Origin of the sequence: Mycobacterium sp. E1747 (genome assembly GCF_001667775.1) — a bacterium.
Taxonomy (GTDB): domain Bacteria; phylum Actinomycetota; class Actinomycetes; order Mycobacteriales; family Mycobacteriaceae; genus Mycobacterium.
Window position 1 is genome coordinate 21,303 of sequence record NZ_LZJI01000140.1, and the last position, 14,636, is coordinate 35,938.

The 14,636-nt window shown below is 70.3% G+C and carries 14 protein-coding genes and 2 pseudogenes; 6 read left to right on the forward strand and 10 right to left on the reverse strand.

The features are described 5' to 3' along the window. Positions 1–229: 229 nt before the first annotated feature. Complete coding sequence (locus tag A5695_RS13810) at positions 230–568, forward strand: hemophore-related protein (protein ID WP_068082577.1); 339 nt, start codon at positions 230–232, stop codon at positions 566–568. A gap of 67 nt (positions 569–635) precedes the next feature. On the opposite strand, the gene A5695_RS13815 is transcribed toward A5695_RS13810, so the two are convergent. The 3 genes from A5695_RS13815 to A5695_RS13825 form a co-directional block, all read right to left on the reverse strand. Then, positions 636–1,097, reverse strand: coding sequence for a PH domain-containing protein (locus A5695_RS13815; protein ID WP_068082580.1), 462 nt, complete (start codon positions 1,095–1,097; stop codon positions 636–638). Next, positions 1,094–1,573, reverse strand: coding sequence for a 6,7-dimethyl-8-ribityllumazine synthase (gene ribH / locus A5695_RS13820; RefSeq protein WP_068082585.1), 480 nt, complete (start codon positions 1,571–1,573; stop codon positions 1,094–1,096). Before ribH ends, A5695_RS13815 begins: the two co-directional genes overlap by 4 nt. A 78-nt stretch (positions 1,574–1,651) precedes the next feature. Then, the gene (locus tag A5695_RS13825; protein ID WP_068082588.1) at positions 1,652–2,929 is read right to left on the reverse strand and encodes a bifunctional 3,4-dihydroxy-2-butanone-4-phosphate synthase/GTP cyclohydrolase II; all 1,278 of its coding nucleotides are present in this window, start codon (positions 2,927–2,929) and stop codon (positions 1,652–1,654) included. Positions 2,930–3,312: 383 nt separating this feature from the next. Between A5695_RS13825 and A5695_RS27580 the strand changes: the two genes are divergently transcribed. Beyond that, positions 3,313–3,588 carry a hypothetical protein gene (locus tag A5695_RS27580; RefSeq protein ID WP_231974818.1) on the forward strand — a complete coding sequence of 92 codons (276 nt, stop codon included), beginning with the start codon at positions 3,313–3,315 and terminating at the stop codon, positions 3,586–3,588. A gap of 31 nt (positions 3,589–3,619) precedes the next feature. On the opposite strand, the gene A5695_RS13830 is transcribed toward A5695_RS27580, so the two are convergent. Next, positions 3,620–4,213 (reverse strand): riboflavin synthase, encoded by a 594-nt coding sequence (locus A5695_RS13830; RefSeq protein ID WP_068082592.1) that lies wholly within the window; start codon positions 4,211–4,213, stop codon positions 3,620–3,622. A 130-nt stretch (positions 4,214–4,343) separates the two neighbouring features. On the opposite strand from A5695_RS13830, the gene A5695_RS13835 reads away from it, so the two are divergent. The 3 genes from A5695_RS13835 (at position 4,344) to A5695_RS13845 (ending at position 7,683) form a co-directional block, all read left to right on the forward strand. Next, the gene (locus A5695_RS13835; protein WP_068082595.1) at positions 4,344–5,051 is read left to right on the forward strand and encodes an LppX_LprAFG lipoprotein; all 708 of its coding nucleotides are present in this window, start codon (positions 4,344–4,346) and stop codon (positions 5,049–5,051) included. Next, on the forward strand, positions 5,048–6,607 hold the full coding sequence (locus tag A5695_RS13840; RefSeq protein WP_068082597.1) for an MFS transporter: 1,560 nt from the start codon (positions 5,048–5,050) through the stop codon (positions 6,605–6,607). The genes A5695_RS13835 and A5695_RS13840 overlap by 4 nt, the downstream gene beginning before the upstream one ends. An 89-nt stretch (positions 6,608–6,696) precedes the next feature. Then, positions 6,697–7,683, forward strand: a complete 987-nt coding sequence (locus tag A5695_RS13845; RefSeq protein WP_068082599.1) for a GGDEF domain-containing protein — start codon at positions 6,697–6,699, stop codon at positions 7,681–7,683. Here A5695_RS13845 and ribD read toward each other — a convergent pair. From ribD to fmt, 4 genes are read right to left on the reverse strand one after another with little or no spacing between them, the layout of a single operon-like run. Next, the gene (gene ribD, locus A5695_RS13850; protein ID WP_068082602.1) at positions 7,680–8,702 is read right to left on the reverse strand and encodes a bifunctional diaminohydroxyphosphoribosylaminopyrimidine deaminase/5-amino-6-(5-phosphoribosylamino)uracil reductase RibD; all 1,023 of its coding nucleotides are present in this window, start codon (positions 8,700–8,702) and stop codon (positions 7,680–7,682) included. The genes A5695_RS13845 and ribD overlap by 4 nt on opposite strands. Next, positions 8,699–9,388, reverse strand: coding sequence for a ribulose-phosphate 3-epimerase (gene rpe, locus A5695_RS13855; RefSeq protein WP_068082632.1), 690 nt, complete (start codon positions 9,386–9,388; stop codon positions 8,699–8,701). The genes ribD and rpe overlap by 4 nt, the downstream gene beginning before the upstream one ends. A gap of 32 nt (positions 9,389–9,420) precedes the next feature. Next, complete coding sequence (locus tag A5695_RS13860; protein ID WP_068082605.1) at positions 9,421–10,809, reverse strand: RsmB/NOP family class I SAM-dependent RNA methyltransferase; 1,389 nt, start codon at positions 10,807–10,809, stop codon at positions 9,421–9,423. Continuing rightward, on the reverse strand, positions 10,806–11,738 hold the full coding sequence (gene fmt, locus A5695_RS13865; protein WP_068082635.1) for a methionyl-tRNA formyltransferase: 933 nt from the start codon (positions 11,736–11,738) through the stop codon (positions 10,806–10,808). The genes A5695_RS13860 and fmt overlap by 4 nt, the downstream gene beginning before the upstream one ends. A 133-nt stretch (positions 11,739–11,871) precedes the next feature. Here fmt and A5695_RS13870 point away from each other — a divergent pair. Continuing rightward, positions 11,872–12,718: pseudogene (locus tag A5695_RS13870) on the forward strand (class I SAM-dependent methyltransferase). A gap of 6 nt (positions 12,719–12,724) precedes the next feature. Here A5695_RS13870 and A5695_RS13875 read toward each other — a convergent pair. After that, positions 12,725–13,213, reverse strand: coding sequence for a MarR family winged helix-turn-helix transcriptional regulator (locus A5695_RS13875; protein ID WP_068082611.1), 489 nt, complete (start codon positions 13,211–13,213; stop codon positions 12,725–12,727). A gap of 129 nt (positions 13,214–13,342) precedes the next feature. After that, positions 13,343–14,636: pseudogene (locus A5695_RS13880) on the reverse strand (primosome assembly protein PriA); the annotation flags it as partial.

The following is a 14,636-nucleotide window of genomic DNA, read 5'->3' on the forward strand; positions in this document are numbered from 1 at the left end:
ATCACGCGCGACGACGACTCTGGTTCGAGCGACCGACCCACGCTCCCCGTAACGCATTCGAGCGCTCCTGCGATAAATAAGAAAGCCACCGATAGACCCGCAATTTCCCGGAAAAGGCCCCATGACCTCGGGTTATGACGACCAACCGACGGTGTGGACGGTTTGTTCCGGCTACCAAGGGGGTAGCTGGACGTTACAGTGGGTGGCAATCAATGGAGGGAGTCCACAGATGTTCAAGCGCTCGTTGACCAGGATCGCGATGGGAGTTGGCGGCCTGGCAGTGGCGTCGACCGCCGCAGCTGGGGTCGCATCCGCGGCCCCCGACTACGGCCCGATGATCAACACGACCTGCAGCTACGACCAGGCGATGCGCGCGGTGCACGCGGAAAATCCGATGGCCGCTCAGTACCTCGACCAGTCGCCGCCGAACCAGCAGTTCTTGCAGCAATACCTGGCCTCGTCGCCGGATCAGCGCGTGAACCTGCTCCACGCCATCGAGCACAACCAGGGCGCGCAGCAGGCTTTGCCGATCTTCCAGCAGATGATGACCGACTGTAAGAACTTCTGACCCGCTCACCCAAAAGGGAGCTATCCGTGCGAGCACGGGTGGCTCCCTTTAGCGGGTAGCGCCGCTTTTAGCGGGCAGGAAGGTCCGGCCGGTATTGCGCCAGCAGCGACCGCACAGTGTCCATGGCGGTGACCGCGCGTTCCTTGTCGACCGCCTGGATGGCCATCACGGGAATGTACTCGTCGTCCGGTAAATCGACGCGCGCCCAGCGGTTGCCCACCGGAAACGAGACGCCGGCGACGTCCGGCCACTCGATGAGTTTGTCGCCCAACAGGTTACGCACCGAGATGCCCGCGGCCCCGATCCGCAGCCGCGGCCGCGCGAACAGCAGCACCAGCCCGGCGAGCACCAGTCCGAGCAGCGCCATCGCCACCTGGTCGGTGGTCTGGAAAACCACCCCGGTGGCTCCGACCTTGAGCAGGAAGCCGATCGCGATATGCACCGCGGCGATGGTGAACGCCGCGACGTAGACGAATATCGGCGTGCGGTGGGGCCGCAACTCGGCGTCCCAGTCCTCACTGGTGGTCACGACCGAGCGCGCAGCCCACGCAGCGTCAGCGCCGCGGTCAGTGCCGCCCCGGCCGCTTGGGCGCCCTTGTCCTCGACCGATTCCGGAAGCCCGGCGCGGTCAAGCGCCTGCTGCTCTGTGTTGGTGGTCAACACCCCGTTGGCGACCGGCGTCGACGCGTCCAGCGCCACCCGGGTCAAGCCCTGGGTCACCGCGTCGCAGACATACTCAAAGTGTGGTGTTCCCCCGCGAATCACGACGCCGAGGGCGATGACCGCGTCGTGGTTGCGGGCGAGCTCCTGGGCCACCACCGGGAGTTCGATGGCGCCCAGCACGCGGACCACCGTCGGGTTGTCGATGCCCGACTCGGCGGCCACCCGGCGGGCGCCGTCCAGCAGCGCTTCGCAGATCTTGCTGTGCCACGTACTGGCCACGATGCCGACCCGCAGGCCGGACGCGTCGAGCGCCGGGATCTCCGGCTCCCCACTACCGCTCACCTGCGCCGTCCCCGACCAGTGGGAGGTGCCCCCACTCCCCCGCAGGCGGGCGGTACCCCCACTGCATCGTCGCCGCGGTCACAGAGCGCCGCCGAATTCACCCGGCAGGTGCACCGATTCGTGAAAGTCGTCGAGACCGGCGAGGTCGTGGCCCATCTTGTCGCGCTTGGTCATCAGGTAGCGGATGTTCTCGGCGTTGGCGCGCACCGGCAGCGGCACCCGCTCGATGATGTGCAGGCCGTATCCGTCCAGCCCCACCCGCTTGGCCGGGTTGTTGGTCAGCAGCCGCATGGAACGCACCCCAAGGTCGACCAGGATCTGCGCCCCGATTCCGTAATCCCTTGCATCGGCGGGCAATCCAAGTTTGAGATTCGCGTCGACGGTGTCCTCCCCCGCATCCTGCAGCTGGTAGGCCTGCAGTTTGTGCATCAGGCCGATGCCGCGGCCCTCGTGTCCGCGCATGTACAGCACGATGCCACGCCCCTCCCGCGCGACCATCGCCATCGCGGCGTCCAGTTGGGGCCCGCAATCGCAGCGCCGGGAACCGAACACGTCACCGGTCAGGCACTCGGAGTGCACACGCACCAAGACGTCGTCGCCGTCGGCGTTCGGCCCGGCGATCTCGCCGCGAACCAGCGCGACGTGCTCGACATCCTCGTAGGTGCTGGCGTAGCCGATGGCACGAAACTGGCCGTGCCGGGTCGGGATGCGGGCCTCGGCGATCCGCTCGATGTGCTTCTCGTGCTTGCGTCGCCACTCGATCAGGTCGGCGATGGTGATCAGCGCGAGGTCGTGCTCATCGGCGAAGACGCGCAGCTCATCGGTCTGCGCCATCGAGCCTTCGTCCTTTTGGCTGACGATCTCGCAGATCGCGCCCGCCGGCTGCAACCCCGCCATCCGGGCCAGGTCGACGGCGGCCTCGGTGTGCCCGGGCCGGCGCAGCACGCCGCCGTCCTTGGCGCGCAACGGAACCACATGCCCGGGGCGCGTGAAATCGTTGGCGACGCTGGCGGGATCGGCGAGCAGGCGCATGGTGGTGGCGCGATCGGAGGCCGAGATCCCGGTACCCACACCGTCTTTGGCGTCGACGGTGACCGTGTAGGCGGTTCCGTGCTTGTCCTGGTTCACCGCGTACATGGGCAGCAGGCCCAGCCGGTCGCAGATCGCGCCGTCCAGCGGCACGCAGAGGTAGCCCGAGGTGTAGCGGACCATGAACGCCACCATCTCCGGCGTCGCCTTCTCGGCGGCGAAGATCAGGTCGCCTTCGTTCTCGCGGTCCTCGTCGTCGATGACGACCACGGCCTTACCGGCCGCAATGTCGGCAACCGCCCTCTCGACGGAGTCCAACCTCGTCATCGTCGCTACCTTGCTGTCTCAGGGGTTCGCAGGAAGAGCTCAAGTCTTGCACTCAGTATGAACCACCGCGCAGGCCGCGTTATTACCCCGGCGTCGACGAGTGACGGACGTCGCCCGCCGGCCGCCGGTTGCCGCGTTGCGGCTAGCTACGTCCGGCGCGGCCAGGTCGAGCATGGGTGTCGAGGCGCGACTCGAACCGCCAGGTGGATCGCAGCAGCGTGCGGTTGCGCTGCGGAGCTGGCCCTGGCGTTCGGCGGTGTGGCGAGTGCGGTCGCCCGCGCCCCTGCCCCCGGGGCTCCGCGGCAATAGGCCGCCTCAAGGCCGCGGAATGTAGCGCGGCGAAACGGCTCCCTATCCGCGGCCAGCAATCTACGCTGACCGGCATGAGCATCGCATCCAGACTGGCGGTACCGGTCGTGACCTCGATATTCGCGACCGGACTTGCAACGGGTATCGCCTGCCCGCAACGGGCCACGGCCGACGCATGCGCGGATGTCGGCGGTCGGCATGTGAGCGTCGGCGGTTGCACCGATCCGGGGCGCTGGGGGAACTGGGTCCTTCCGGCCGGTGCGACGACGGTCCCACCACCAGACGCGCCGCCGCCCTGCTACACCCCGTCCGGCGAGCCGTACTGGACTCCGCCGGGCGAGCCCTGCTGACCGGCGCTGGGTGCACTCGCCCAGACCTGGGCTAACGGGCGCCGAGCAACCGCTCGACGTACTTGGCGATCACGTCTACCTCGAGGTTCACTTGCGTGCCGACCGGGGCGCGACCCAACGTGGTCAGCTCCCTGGTGGTGGGGATCAGCGAAACCTCGAACCAGTCGGGGCCGAGTCCCGAGACCGTCAGGGAGATGCCGTCGACGGTGATCGACCCCTTCTCGACGACGTAGCGCGCCACCGCCGCGGGGATCTCGATTCGCACCACTTCCCAGTGCTCGGACGGCGCCCGGCTGACCACCTGCCCGGTCCCGTCCACGTGCCCCTGCACGATGTGCCCACCGAGCCGGCTGTTGACCGCGGCGGCGCGTTCCAGGTTGACCGGGCTGCCCGCCTGCAGGGCGCCCAGGTTGGACCGGTTGAGGGTCTCGGCCATCACGTCGGCGGTGAACTGTCCGTCGGGCAGCAGCTCGGCGACGGTCAGGCAGACGCCGTTGACGGCGATCGAATCGCCATGGCCGGCGTCCGAGGTCACGACGGGGCCGCGGATGGTCAGCCGCGCGGCGTCGGCCAGCACGTCGCGGCCCGTCACCTCTCCGAGTTCCTCGACAATTCCGGTGAACATGCCATCAGGTTAATCGGACGCCCAAAGGCGGCGGCCGCGCTGGGTGAGCAGGCCAAACCGGCGTCGTCGGGCGGACACCGGGCCCCCGCGTCTCGAAACCCGGTCGGCGGCACCCTCTACGATGCAAGGTATGCAGACCCGCCGCCGTCTATCGGCCGTCATCGCATCCCTGACCCTCGCCACCGCCTTGATCGCCGGCTGCTCGTCGGGTTCAAAGCAGAGCGGCGGCCCGCTGCCCGACGCCACGACCTTGGTCAAGCAGTCGGCCGATGCCACCAAGGCCGTCAAGAGCGTGCACCTGGTGCTGTCGATCCAAGGCAAGATCCAGGGGCTGCCCATCAAGACGCTCACCGGTGACCTCACCACGGTGCCGGCCACCGCCGCGTCGGGCAACGCCACGATCACGCTCGGCGGATCCGACATCGACGCCAACTTCGTGGTCGTCGACGGCACCCTGTACGCCACCCTGACGCCCAACAAGTGGAGCGACTTCGGCAAGGCGTCCGACATCTACGACGTGTCCGTGCTGCTGAACCCGGACGCCGGGCTGGGCAACGCGCTGGCCAACTTCAGCAACGCCAAGGCCGAGGGTCGCGAAACCATCAACGGGCAGAACACCATTCGCGTCAGCGGGAACCTCTCCGCAGATGCGGTGAACAAGATCATGCCGCAGTTCAACGCGACGCAGCCGGTGCCAAGCACGGTCTGGATCCAGGAGGGTGGAGACCACCAGCTTGTCCAGGCCAACATGCAGAAGAGCTCGGGCAATTCCATCCAGGTCACCCTGTCCAACTGGGGCGAGCAGGTTCAGGTCACCAAGCCCCCGGTGAGTTCATGAGTTCGCAGACCGGACGCCGCGTCGCGATCAGCGCCGGCAGTCTGGCAGTGCTGCTGGGCGCGCTGGACGCCTATGTCGTCGTGACGATCATGCGCGACATCATGAGCGACGTTCACATCCCCATCAACCAGCTGCAGCGCATCACCTGGATCATCACGATGTACCTGCTGGGCTACATCGCCGCCATGCCGCTGCTCGGCCGGGCCTCGGACCGGTTCGGCCGCAAGCTGGTATTGCAGGTCAGCCTGGCCCTGTTCATGGTGGGATCGGTGGTGACCGCGCTCGCCGGGCACTGGGGCGATTTCCACCTTTTGATCGGCGGCCGCACCATCCAGGGTGTGGCCAGCGGCGCGCTGCTGCCGGTCACCCTCGCGCTGGGCGCCGACCTGTGGGCTCAGCGCAACCGCGCCGGCGTGCTGGGCGGCATCGGCGCCGCGCAGGAGCTCGGCAGCGTGCTGGGTCCGCTGTACGGGATCTTCATCGTGTACCTGTTCCACGACTGGCGCTACGTGTTCTGGATCAACGTGCCGCTGACCCTGATCGCGATGGCGATGATCCAGTTCAGCCTCCCGTCGCACGAACGGGTGGAGGAACCCGAGAGGGTCGACCTGGTCGGCGGCGTGCTGCTCGCGGTCGCCCTGGGCCTGGCGGTCATCGGCCTGTACAACCCGCAGCCCGACGGCAAGCAGATCCTGCCGAGCTACGGGCTGCCGCTGGTCATCGGGGCCGTCGTCGTCGCGGTGCTGTTTTTGCTCTGGGAGCGGTTCTCGCGCACCCGGCTGATCGAGCCGGCGGGAGTGCGCTTCCGTCCCTTCCTGGCCGCGCTGGGCGCATCGCTGGCCGCGGGCGCGGCCCTGATGGTGACGCTGGTCGACGTCGAGCTGTTCGGCCAGGGCGTGCTGCAGATGGACCAGACACAGGCCGCCGGGCTGCTGCTGTGGTTTTTGATCGCACTGCCGATCGGGGCCGTGCTGGGCGGCTGGATCGCCACCCGCGTGGGCGACCGGGTGATGACCTTCATCGGGCTGCTGATCGCGGCCTACGGTTACTGGCTGATCCACTACTGGCGCCAAGACGTATTGACCCAGAAGCACGACATCTTCGGAGTCACCGTTCCCGTGTTGCATGCCGACCTGCTGGTCGCCGGTGTGGGCCTGGGCCTGGTGATCGGCCCACTGACCTCCGCGGCGCTGCGGGTCGTTCCGTCGGCGCAGCACGGCATCGCCTCGGCGGCGGTGGTGGTGGCCCGGATGACCGGCATGCTGATCGGTGTGGCCGCGCTCAGCGCCTGGGGCCTGTACCGGTTCAACCAGATCGTGGCGGGGCTGACGGCCGCGATACCGTCCAACGCCTCCCTGTTGGAGCGGATCGCGGCGCAGGGGACGATGTACCTCAAGGCGTTCGCCATGATGTACGGGGACATCTTCAGCGCCACCGTGGTCATCTGCATCGTGGGGGCGCTGCTCGGCCTGTTGATCGGCGGCCGCAAGGAGCACGCCGAGGAGCCGGAAGCGGTTGAGCCGCAGACGGTCGCCCTCGGTGAGCACCAGCACTAAGCGCTCCCCTTCGGGGAACCGGTGGCCGGCACGTCAACCGCGGTGACGCTTGGGTCCCCCATTGCGGCTTCGGGTCATATCCTTGCTGCGTGCCGTGGCGCATCGATCCTCAACCGTCGGCTGAACGATTGCATGCGATCGGCTTCACGGCGTTCCTTGCGCTGCTCGGCTTGTATGCCGTGGCTGGTGCGCACGCCGGAACCGCCGGCCCCAACGCCGCGCTGGACTGGGCGCTAGGCGCGGCCGCGTTTCTGACGACGTTCGTCGCACTGACAGGCCGGCTCCGCGGTTGGCAAGGGCGGCGCGGTTTGCTGGTCGGATGGCCGGTGGCATCCCTTGTCGTCACTCTCCTCACTGGAAGCATCGAACCAGCCGCCACGCGCGACTTCCCCGGCACGATCACCATCACTTTCGCCTATCTCGGCCTCACCGGAAAGCGGTGGCGCTCGCTGGCCTTGCTCCCGCTCGGGACCGCGGCGTTCCTCGTGGCCTGCGCGAAACCGCTTCCCGGCTCGACGCTGACCGTGGCGCTGGCCGCGATCATGTGGGTCCTCGTCGCCGAGGTGCCGGCCTGGCTCATCGCCCGGCTCGTGCAGCAGAGCCTGTTGCTGCGCGACATCGCGCAGACCGACGCGTTGACCCAACTGCTGAACCGGAGCACCCTGCGACATCAGCTGGCACAACACGCCGGCCGGTGCGCCGTGGTGCTTGCCGATCTCGACAACTTCAAGCGCTACAACGATCGTCACGGCCACGAGGCCGGCGATGAGGTTCTGGTCGCCTTCGCCGACACACTGCGCGAGTCGGCCCGTGAGGATGACGTCGCCTTCCGCATCGGCGGCGACGAATTCCTACTCCTGCTGGCAGGAGCCGATGCTTCCGAGGCCGGGCGGATCCTCGGTCGGCTCCGCCGCCGGTGGGCCGAGGCCGGCGCCCCGGTCGACTTCAGCGCAGGCATTGCCGCCGGCGAGCACGACGTGATGCGGCTGGCCGACGAAGACATGTATGCCGACAAGCGTGCGCGCGGCCTGGCCGGCAAAGACCCGATGCACGGCGATTCGGCCGGCCACCGCTAGTCGCTGCGCGGCACCAGGCTGAGCAGCAAATCCGGCCCGACGCGGTCGACCCCGTCGAAATGCCAGCGCAACGCCCGCGCGATGGTGGGTACCCCGACGTCGTCGACGGCCGAGATCGGACCGCCCAGCAGCGTCGGCGCGACGTAGGCCAGGATGCGGTTGACCGCCCCGGCCCGCAGGAAGGCGCCGGCGAGGGTGGGACCGCCCTCCAGCAGAACGTCGGTGCGACCCGACAGCGCCTTGATCACTTCCATGGGGTCGTGCGTGCGAATCACCATGGTCCGCGAATCGTCGTTGAGAACCTTTGCTTCCGAAGGTATTTCGCGCATACCGACCACCACGCGCAGCGGTTGGCGGTCGGCCAGCGAGCCGTCGGGCAACCGGGCGGTCAGCGCCGGATCGTCGGCCAGCACCGTGCCCGTGCCGACCACGATCGCGTCGGCGGCCGCGCGGCGGCGGTGCAGGTCCAGTCGCGAGGCCTCGCTGGAAATCCACTGGCTGGTGCCGTCGGCGGCCGCGCTGCGGCCGTCGACGCTGCTGGCGTACTTCCAGGTGACGTGCGGCAACCCGGTCCGCTGCCTGTGCAGCCACTCTCGCAACGGCCCGCCGGCCACCTCGTCGCCCAGCACCCCCGCCGTCACCCGCACGCCGGCCTCCGTCAGGCGGGCCGCGCCACCGGCTGCGGCCGGGTTCGGGTCGGCGACGGCGTAGACGACGGCCGCAACGTTGGCCTCGAGGAGGGCGTTCACGCACGGCGGGGTCTTGCCGTAGTGGTTGCAGGGTTCGAGGGTGACCACCGCGGTCCCGCCGACCGCCAGGTCGCCGGCGCGCCGCAACGCCAACACCTCGGCGTGGTCGCCCCCGGCGGGTTCGGTGCCGCCGACGCCGACGACCACGCCGTCGGCGTCCAGGATGACCGCCCCGACCGGCGGGTTGGGATAGGTGGTGCCCTTGACGTGGTTGGACTGCTCGATCGCCAGGCGCATGGCCGCGTCGAGTCCATCGGTGGGCTGGTTCATCGGCGCAGGTGCGGTGACGCGGCGGCGGCCTGACCCCGCAGCGCCTCGATCGCGACCTTCGGGTCCTCCGCGCCGTACACCGCCGACCCGGCGACGAAGCAGTCGACGCCGGCCTCGGCGGCCTGTTCGATGGTTTCGGCGTTGATGCCGCCGTCGATCTCGACCAGGATGGTCAGCTCGCCGGCGTCGATCAGCTTGCGCGCGGTGCGGACCTTGCTCAGCACGTCGGGGATGAAACTTTGGCCGCCGAAGCCGGGTTCGACCGACATGATGAGCAGCGTGTCGAACTGCGACAGGATCTCCAGGTACGGCTCCAGCGGGGTTCCCGGCTTGACGCTGATGCCGGCCTTGGCGCCCGCGGCGCGGATGTCGCGCGCCACGCCGACCGGGTTCTCGGTGGCCTCGGCGTGGAAGGTCACGTTGTAGGCGCCGGCCTCGGCGTAGCCGGGCGCCCACCGGTCCGGGTCTTCGATCATCAGATGGCAGTCCATCGGGATGGTCGTGGTGGCCAGCAGGCTTTCGACCACCGGCAGGCCGATGGTCAGGTTCGGCACGAAGTGGTTGTCCATCACGTCCACGTGCAGCCAGTCGGCGCCCACGACGGCGGCCGCCTCGTCGGCGAGCCGCGCGAAATCGGCGGACAGGATGGACGGCGCGATCAGCGGCCTACCGGTGTTGCCAGACATGTGCGCCAGACTACTGAGCGTCGCCGGCGGCTTCACGCCGGCAAGCGGCGCAGCGCGGCGGCGAACATCGCGTCGGTGCCCTGCCGATGCGGCCAGAGCTGGACGTGCGGACCATCCCCCAGCCCGGTGACGGGCTCGAACAGCGGCCGAGTGTCCAAGGCCGACACCGGATGCCGGCGCAGCGCGTCGGCGACCACGCCGACGGTCTCGGCGAGGTGGGGCGAGCAGGTCGCATAGAGAACCACACCGCCCGGCCGCGTCAACGCGATCGCGGCGCCCAGCAGCTCGCGCTGCAATTTGGTGAGCACCGGGACGTCGCCCGGCGTGCGCCGCCACCGCGCCTCGGGCCGGCGGCGCAACGCGCCCAGCCCGGTGCACGGCGCGTCGACGAGCACCCGATCGAAGATGGGCTCGAGCCCGCTTTGCCGGCCGTCGACCCGCACCACGTCGACCGGCAGGCCGCGGGTGTTCTCGACCACCAAGTCGGCGCGGCGCGGGGCCGGCTCCACCGCCGTGACCCGGGCCCCGGCTCCGGCCCCGAGCGCGGCCAGCAGTGCGGTCTTGCCGCCCGGTCCGGCGCACAGGTCCAGCCACCGCCCGGCGTCGTCCTCGACCGGCGCCAGCGTCAGCGCCCGCGCCACCAGCTGACTACCCTCGTCCTGGACCAGCGCGGCGCCGTCTCGCACCGGGGCCAGTCGCCCCGGGTCACCGCCCGGCAGATACACCGCGAAAGGCGAATACCGGCCGACCGCGCCGCCGACGGCGTCGGCCAGCTCGGCGGCGGTCAGCGCACCGGGGCGGGCCGCCAGGTGCACCTGCGGCCGTTCGTCGTCGCTGGCCAGCACCGCGTCGAGCTCGGCCGCGGCCGCCCCCAGTGCGTCGGCGAACGCCTGGGCGATCCAGCGCGGGTGCGCGTGCACGAAGGCGGCATGACCGACCGGATCACGCGCCCGGTCGGGCGCCAACTCCTCGACCCAGGACTTCTCGTCCCGGGCGGCGATGGCACGCAGCACACCGTTGACGAAACCCGCTCGCGCCGAATCGAATTCGATCCCTGCCTGTTCCACCGTGGTCGAGACCGCGGCGTAGGTGTCGACCCTGGTGCGCAGCAATTGGTAGGCGCCCAGCCGCAGCAGATCGAGCAGTACCGGGTCGATGGTGTCCGTCGAGCGGTTGGCGGCGGCGCCGATGACCGCGTCGAGCAGGCCCCGGGTGCGGCAGGTGCCGTAGGTCAGTTCGGTGGCGAACGCGGCGTCGCGGCCCACGATTCCGCGTTCGCGCAGCAGCGCGGGCAGGGCCAGGTTCGCGTACGCGTCACGCTCGCTGACCGCCCGCAACACGTCGAACGCGGCGGCGCGCGCCGGGTCGAGCGGCCGCCGCCGCTTGCCGCGTCCGCGGTCGGTGGGCCGCGCCGGGCTCATGTCGCCCGCGCCGCGGAGTCGAGGCGCGCACCCCGGGCCCAGTCGACCGCGTTCATGAGTTTCTTGCCGGGCGGCTGGAGTTGGCCCAGCCGCACGGCCTGCGAACCGGTGCCGATCCACACGTTTTTACGGTCGACCTGAATAGCGCCGGGCGCCAACGCTTCTGGGGCATCCGCGTCGACGTGCACCGGACCGAGCTTGATGCGCACGTCGCCGATCAACGTCCAGGCCCCCGGGTTGGGTGTGACCGAACGGATCCGCCGCTCGACCACCAGCGCCGGCAGATCCCAGCGCACGCGGGCTTGCTCGACGGTGATCTTGGGCGCGATGCTGACCCCGTCGGCCGGTTGCGGTCGCGGTGTCAACGTCCGATCTTCGATCCCGTCCAGGGTGGCCGACAGCAATGCCGCACCCGAAACAGCCAGTCGCTCAAGCAGTTCCCCCGCGGTGTCGGTCGACCGGATCGTCTCGGTGACGACGCCGTAGATGGGCCCGGAGTCCAGGCTGGGCTCGATCTGGAACGTCGTCGCCCCGGTGACGGTGTCCCCTGCCGCGATCGCCGCCTGCACCGGCGCCGCCCCGCGCCAGGCGGGCAGCAGCGAGAAGTGCAGGTTGATCCAGCCGTGCGGGGGCACCTCGAGCAGGCCCTCGCGCAGCAACGCGCCGTAGGCCACGACGGCGCAGCAGTCCGGCGCGAGCTCTCGCAGTTCGGCGACGAACTCCTCCGAGTTCGGGCGCGCCGGCCGCAGCAGCGGGATGCCCCGGTCGAGCGCTTCGCGGGCCACCGGCGACGGCTGCGGCCTGCCGTGCCGGCCGACGGCGGCGTCGGGCCGCGTGAGCACGGCGATCACCTCGTGCCGGGGCGAGTCGATCAGGCGACGCAGCGCGGGCAGCGCGGGTTCGGGGGTGCCGGCGAAGACGAGACGCACCGGCACAGTCTAGAAAGCGGCGCGCGGCGCCCCCCAAACACTTGCGTGCATTTACTATTTCTCATGCATACTATTTCTAGCGGTTATCAGGTGCCTGGTAACCGTGCTGCCGTGCTAGTGACAACGCGGTCGAGTGGCAGCCCTTTCCTTAACCCCTAGGAGATCTGATGACCCTCGACGCGACGATCAGCGACGCCCCCATGCACCGCACGGTATGGGCGCTGGGCGACTACGCCCTGATGGCCGAGGAAGTGATGGCCCCGCTGGGACCGGTCCTGATCAGGGCCACCGGTATCGGCCCAGGCGTCCGCGTGCTCGACGTCGCCGCCGGCTCCGGCAACATCTCCCTGCCGGCCGCCGCCACGGGCGCCACGGTGGTCTCCAGCGACCTCACCCCCGAGCTTCTGCAGCGGTCGCGGGCCCGCGCCGCGGCGCGAGGCCTCACGCTCGACTACCGGGAAGCCAACGCGCACGCGCTGCCCTTCGGCGACGGCGAGTTCGACGTCGTCATGTCCGCGATCGGCGTGCAGTTCGCCCCGGATCACCAGCGGGCCGCCGACGAACTGGTCCGGGTCTGCCGGCCGGGCGGGACAATCGGGGTGATCAGCTGGACGCCGGAGGGCTTCTTCGGCCGGATGCTCGCCACCATCCGGCCCTACCGCCCCAGCCTGTCGCAGGCCGTGCCGCCCGCCACGCTGTGGGGACGCGAGGGCTACGTCACCGGCCTGCTGGGTGACCGCGTCGGACGGATGACGGCGGTGCGCGGACTGCTACGAGTCAACCGGTTCGACTGCGCCCGTGCGGTGCACGCCTACTTCAAGAACCACTACGGCCCGACGATCGAGGCCTACACCAACATCGGTCACAACCGCGTGCTGGCCGCCGAGCTGGACGCCCAACTCGTCGAGCTCGCGGAGCAATTCCTCGCCCACGGCAGCATGGGCTGGGAGTACCTGTTGGTCACCGCCGAGAAGCGGTAGCGGGCGCTAGAGGTCGATCTCGGCGTCCAGGTGCACGTCCGGCTCACCGCCGGCGGCGGTGAACGCGGTCAGGGCCCGCACCAGCCCGTGACGCTCGGCCGGCGGCATCTTCTCCACGATCGCCGCGATCTCGGCGCGCCGATAGGAGGTGACCTGACGAACGACCTCCCGCCCCCGCTTTGTCAGCGCGGCCAGCAGCTCGCGCCGGGACGTCGGGTGCGGGAGGCGGTCGATCAGCCCGGCCGCGACCAGCCGGTCGACCATCCGACCGGTGGCCGACGGCTGCACCCCGAGCAGGCCGGCCAGGGTGGCGAGATTCACCGGGCCGCGGTTGGACAGGATCACCAGTGTCCGAAACTGCGGGATCGTGATGGACTCGTCCACCTGCCCGATGGACCGCGCCGAAATGGCGACCAGCAAGCGGGAAGCCGTCAGCAAAGCGTCGGTGATTACGTCCAGCGAATCGTCCGCCGTGGTCACGTTCTCCGCTGCCATCTCGCCCCTTCTCCGGAGTCGTCTCCGGCCTGTCGGCGGCTGAAGACCAGGAAGTGTAACAATCTTCCAATGTCGTAGTCAGGCATTATTTCCGACGCATACTATCGCCCCGGGCAGGATTTGGCGAGGTCATCCGATGTGCAGCGGGTCGATCTGGACCCGGACCGGTTCGTGCGTCTGCCGGGCGGACAGCACGCTCACGCCGCGGCGCAGCCCCGCCGCCAGCGCCAGGCCCTGCTCCCGGCGGGCGCGCACCAGCATCCTGGTCACCGGCACGCCGGGGGGCGTCCCCGCCGGGCGGCGGACGCCCGCTGGCAAATCGACCGGCCCCAGCACGTCGGCGTCCTCCGGCAGCCCGGACTCCTCGAGCAGCGCCGCCACCGCGTCGGCGGCGCCGTCCAGCGCCGCCATGTGCACGCTCGGCGGCAGGCCCACCTCCGTCCGGGCCGCCAGGTCGGCCGCGGCATGACCCACCGGATCCCAACGGATCAGCGATTGCACTGTGGGAATTGACGATTCGGCCACCGCCAGCACCACCCCGCCGTCGCCGCGGGGACGAACGAGCGCCGCGGCGGACATCCAGCGCCACAGCGCGTCCTCCGCGGCACGCAGGTCTTGCCGGCCCAGCAGCGCCCAGGTATCGAGCAGCAGCGCCGCCCCGTAACCACCCGACGCGGCGGGTTCCGCCCCCGGGGTGGCCACCACCAACGCCGGGCCTGCGGCCACCTCCGGCACCACGCCGTCGCCCGATGAGGTCACCACCGCGGTGCCGGGGAATGCGCGCCCGAGCTCCTCGGCGGTGCGGCGCGCCCCGACGACCACGGCGCGCACCGCCTCCGACCCGCAGCGCGCGCAGCGGCGCGTCGGCTCGGTCCGCCCGCACCACCGGCAGACCAGCGTCGCGCCGCCCTGTTGCGACGACTCGGCCAGTGCGAGGGGGCCCGTGCAGTGTCGGCACCGGGCGATGGTGCGGCAGCGCGCGCAGGCCAGCGACGGGACGTACCCGCGCCGGGGCACCTGCACCAGCACCGGCGCCCCGGCTTCGAGCGACGAGCGGGCGGCGCGCAGGGCGATCGACGGGAGGCGCGCGGTCCGCGCGGCGGGATCGCGTTCGTCGGCGTAACCCGTGTCGTCGAGGGCGACCACCCGCGGCGTGCGGGCGCGCACCACCGCCCGGCCCGCGACGATGTCGTGGGCCCACCCGCTGCGCACCAACGCCTGCGCCTCGGCGGTGCGCGCGTAGCCCCCGATCAGCGCCGCGCACCGGGCCTGGTGGGCGCGCAGCATCGCCACCTCGCGGGCGTGCGGATACGGCGCGCGCGGCTCGGCCAGGCTGGTGATCGGCACCCGCAGTGCGGTGTTCGCGCCACTGAGCGACCTGGGCCTGGTCATGGTGTGGGCCGACGCGGACGACAGCCTGGCC

Bases quoted from the DNA above. Each gene is read 5' to 3' on its own strand.
- A5695_RS13810 (WP_068082577.1), top strand. From the start codon at position 230: ATGTTCAAGCGCTCGTTGACCAGGATCGCGATGGGAGTTGGCGGCCTG.
- A5695_RS13825 (WP_068082588.1), bottom strand. From the start codon at position 2,929: ATGACGAGGTTGGACTCCGTCGAGAGGGCGGTTGCCGACATTGCGGCC.
- A5695_RS27580 (WP_231974818.1), top strand. From the start codon at position 3,313: ATGAGCATCGCATCCAGACTGGCGGTACCGGTCGTGACCTCGATATTC.
- A5695_RS13830 (WP_068082592.1), bottom strand. From the start codon at position 4,213: ATGTTCACCGGAATTGTCGAGGAACTCGGAGAGGTGACGGGCCGCGAC.
- A5695_RS13835 (WP_068082595.1), top strand. From the start codon at position 4,344: ATGCAGACCCGCCGCCGTCTATCGGCCGTCATCGCATCCCTGACCCTC.
- A5695_RS13840 (WP_068082597.1), top strand. From the start codon at position 5,048: ATGAGTTCGCAGACCGGACGCCGCGTCGCGATCAGCGCCGGCAGTCTG.
- ribD (WP_068082602.1), bottom strand. From the start codon at position 8,702: ATGAACCAGCCCACCGATGGACTCGACGCGGCCATGCGCCTGGCGATC.
- rpe (WP_068082632.1), bottom strand. From the start codon at position 9,388: ATGTCTGGCAACACCGGTAGGCCGCTGATCGCGCCGTCCATCCTGTCC.
- A5695_RS13860 (WP_068082605.1), bottom strand. From the start codon at position 10,809: ATGAGCCCGGCGCGGCCCACCGACCGCGGACGCGGCAAGCGGCGGCGG.
- A5695_RS13875 (WP_068082611.1), bottom strand. From the start codon at position 13,213: ATGGCAGCGGAGAACGTGACCACGGCGGACGATTCGCTGGACGTAATC.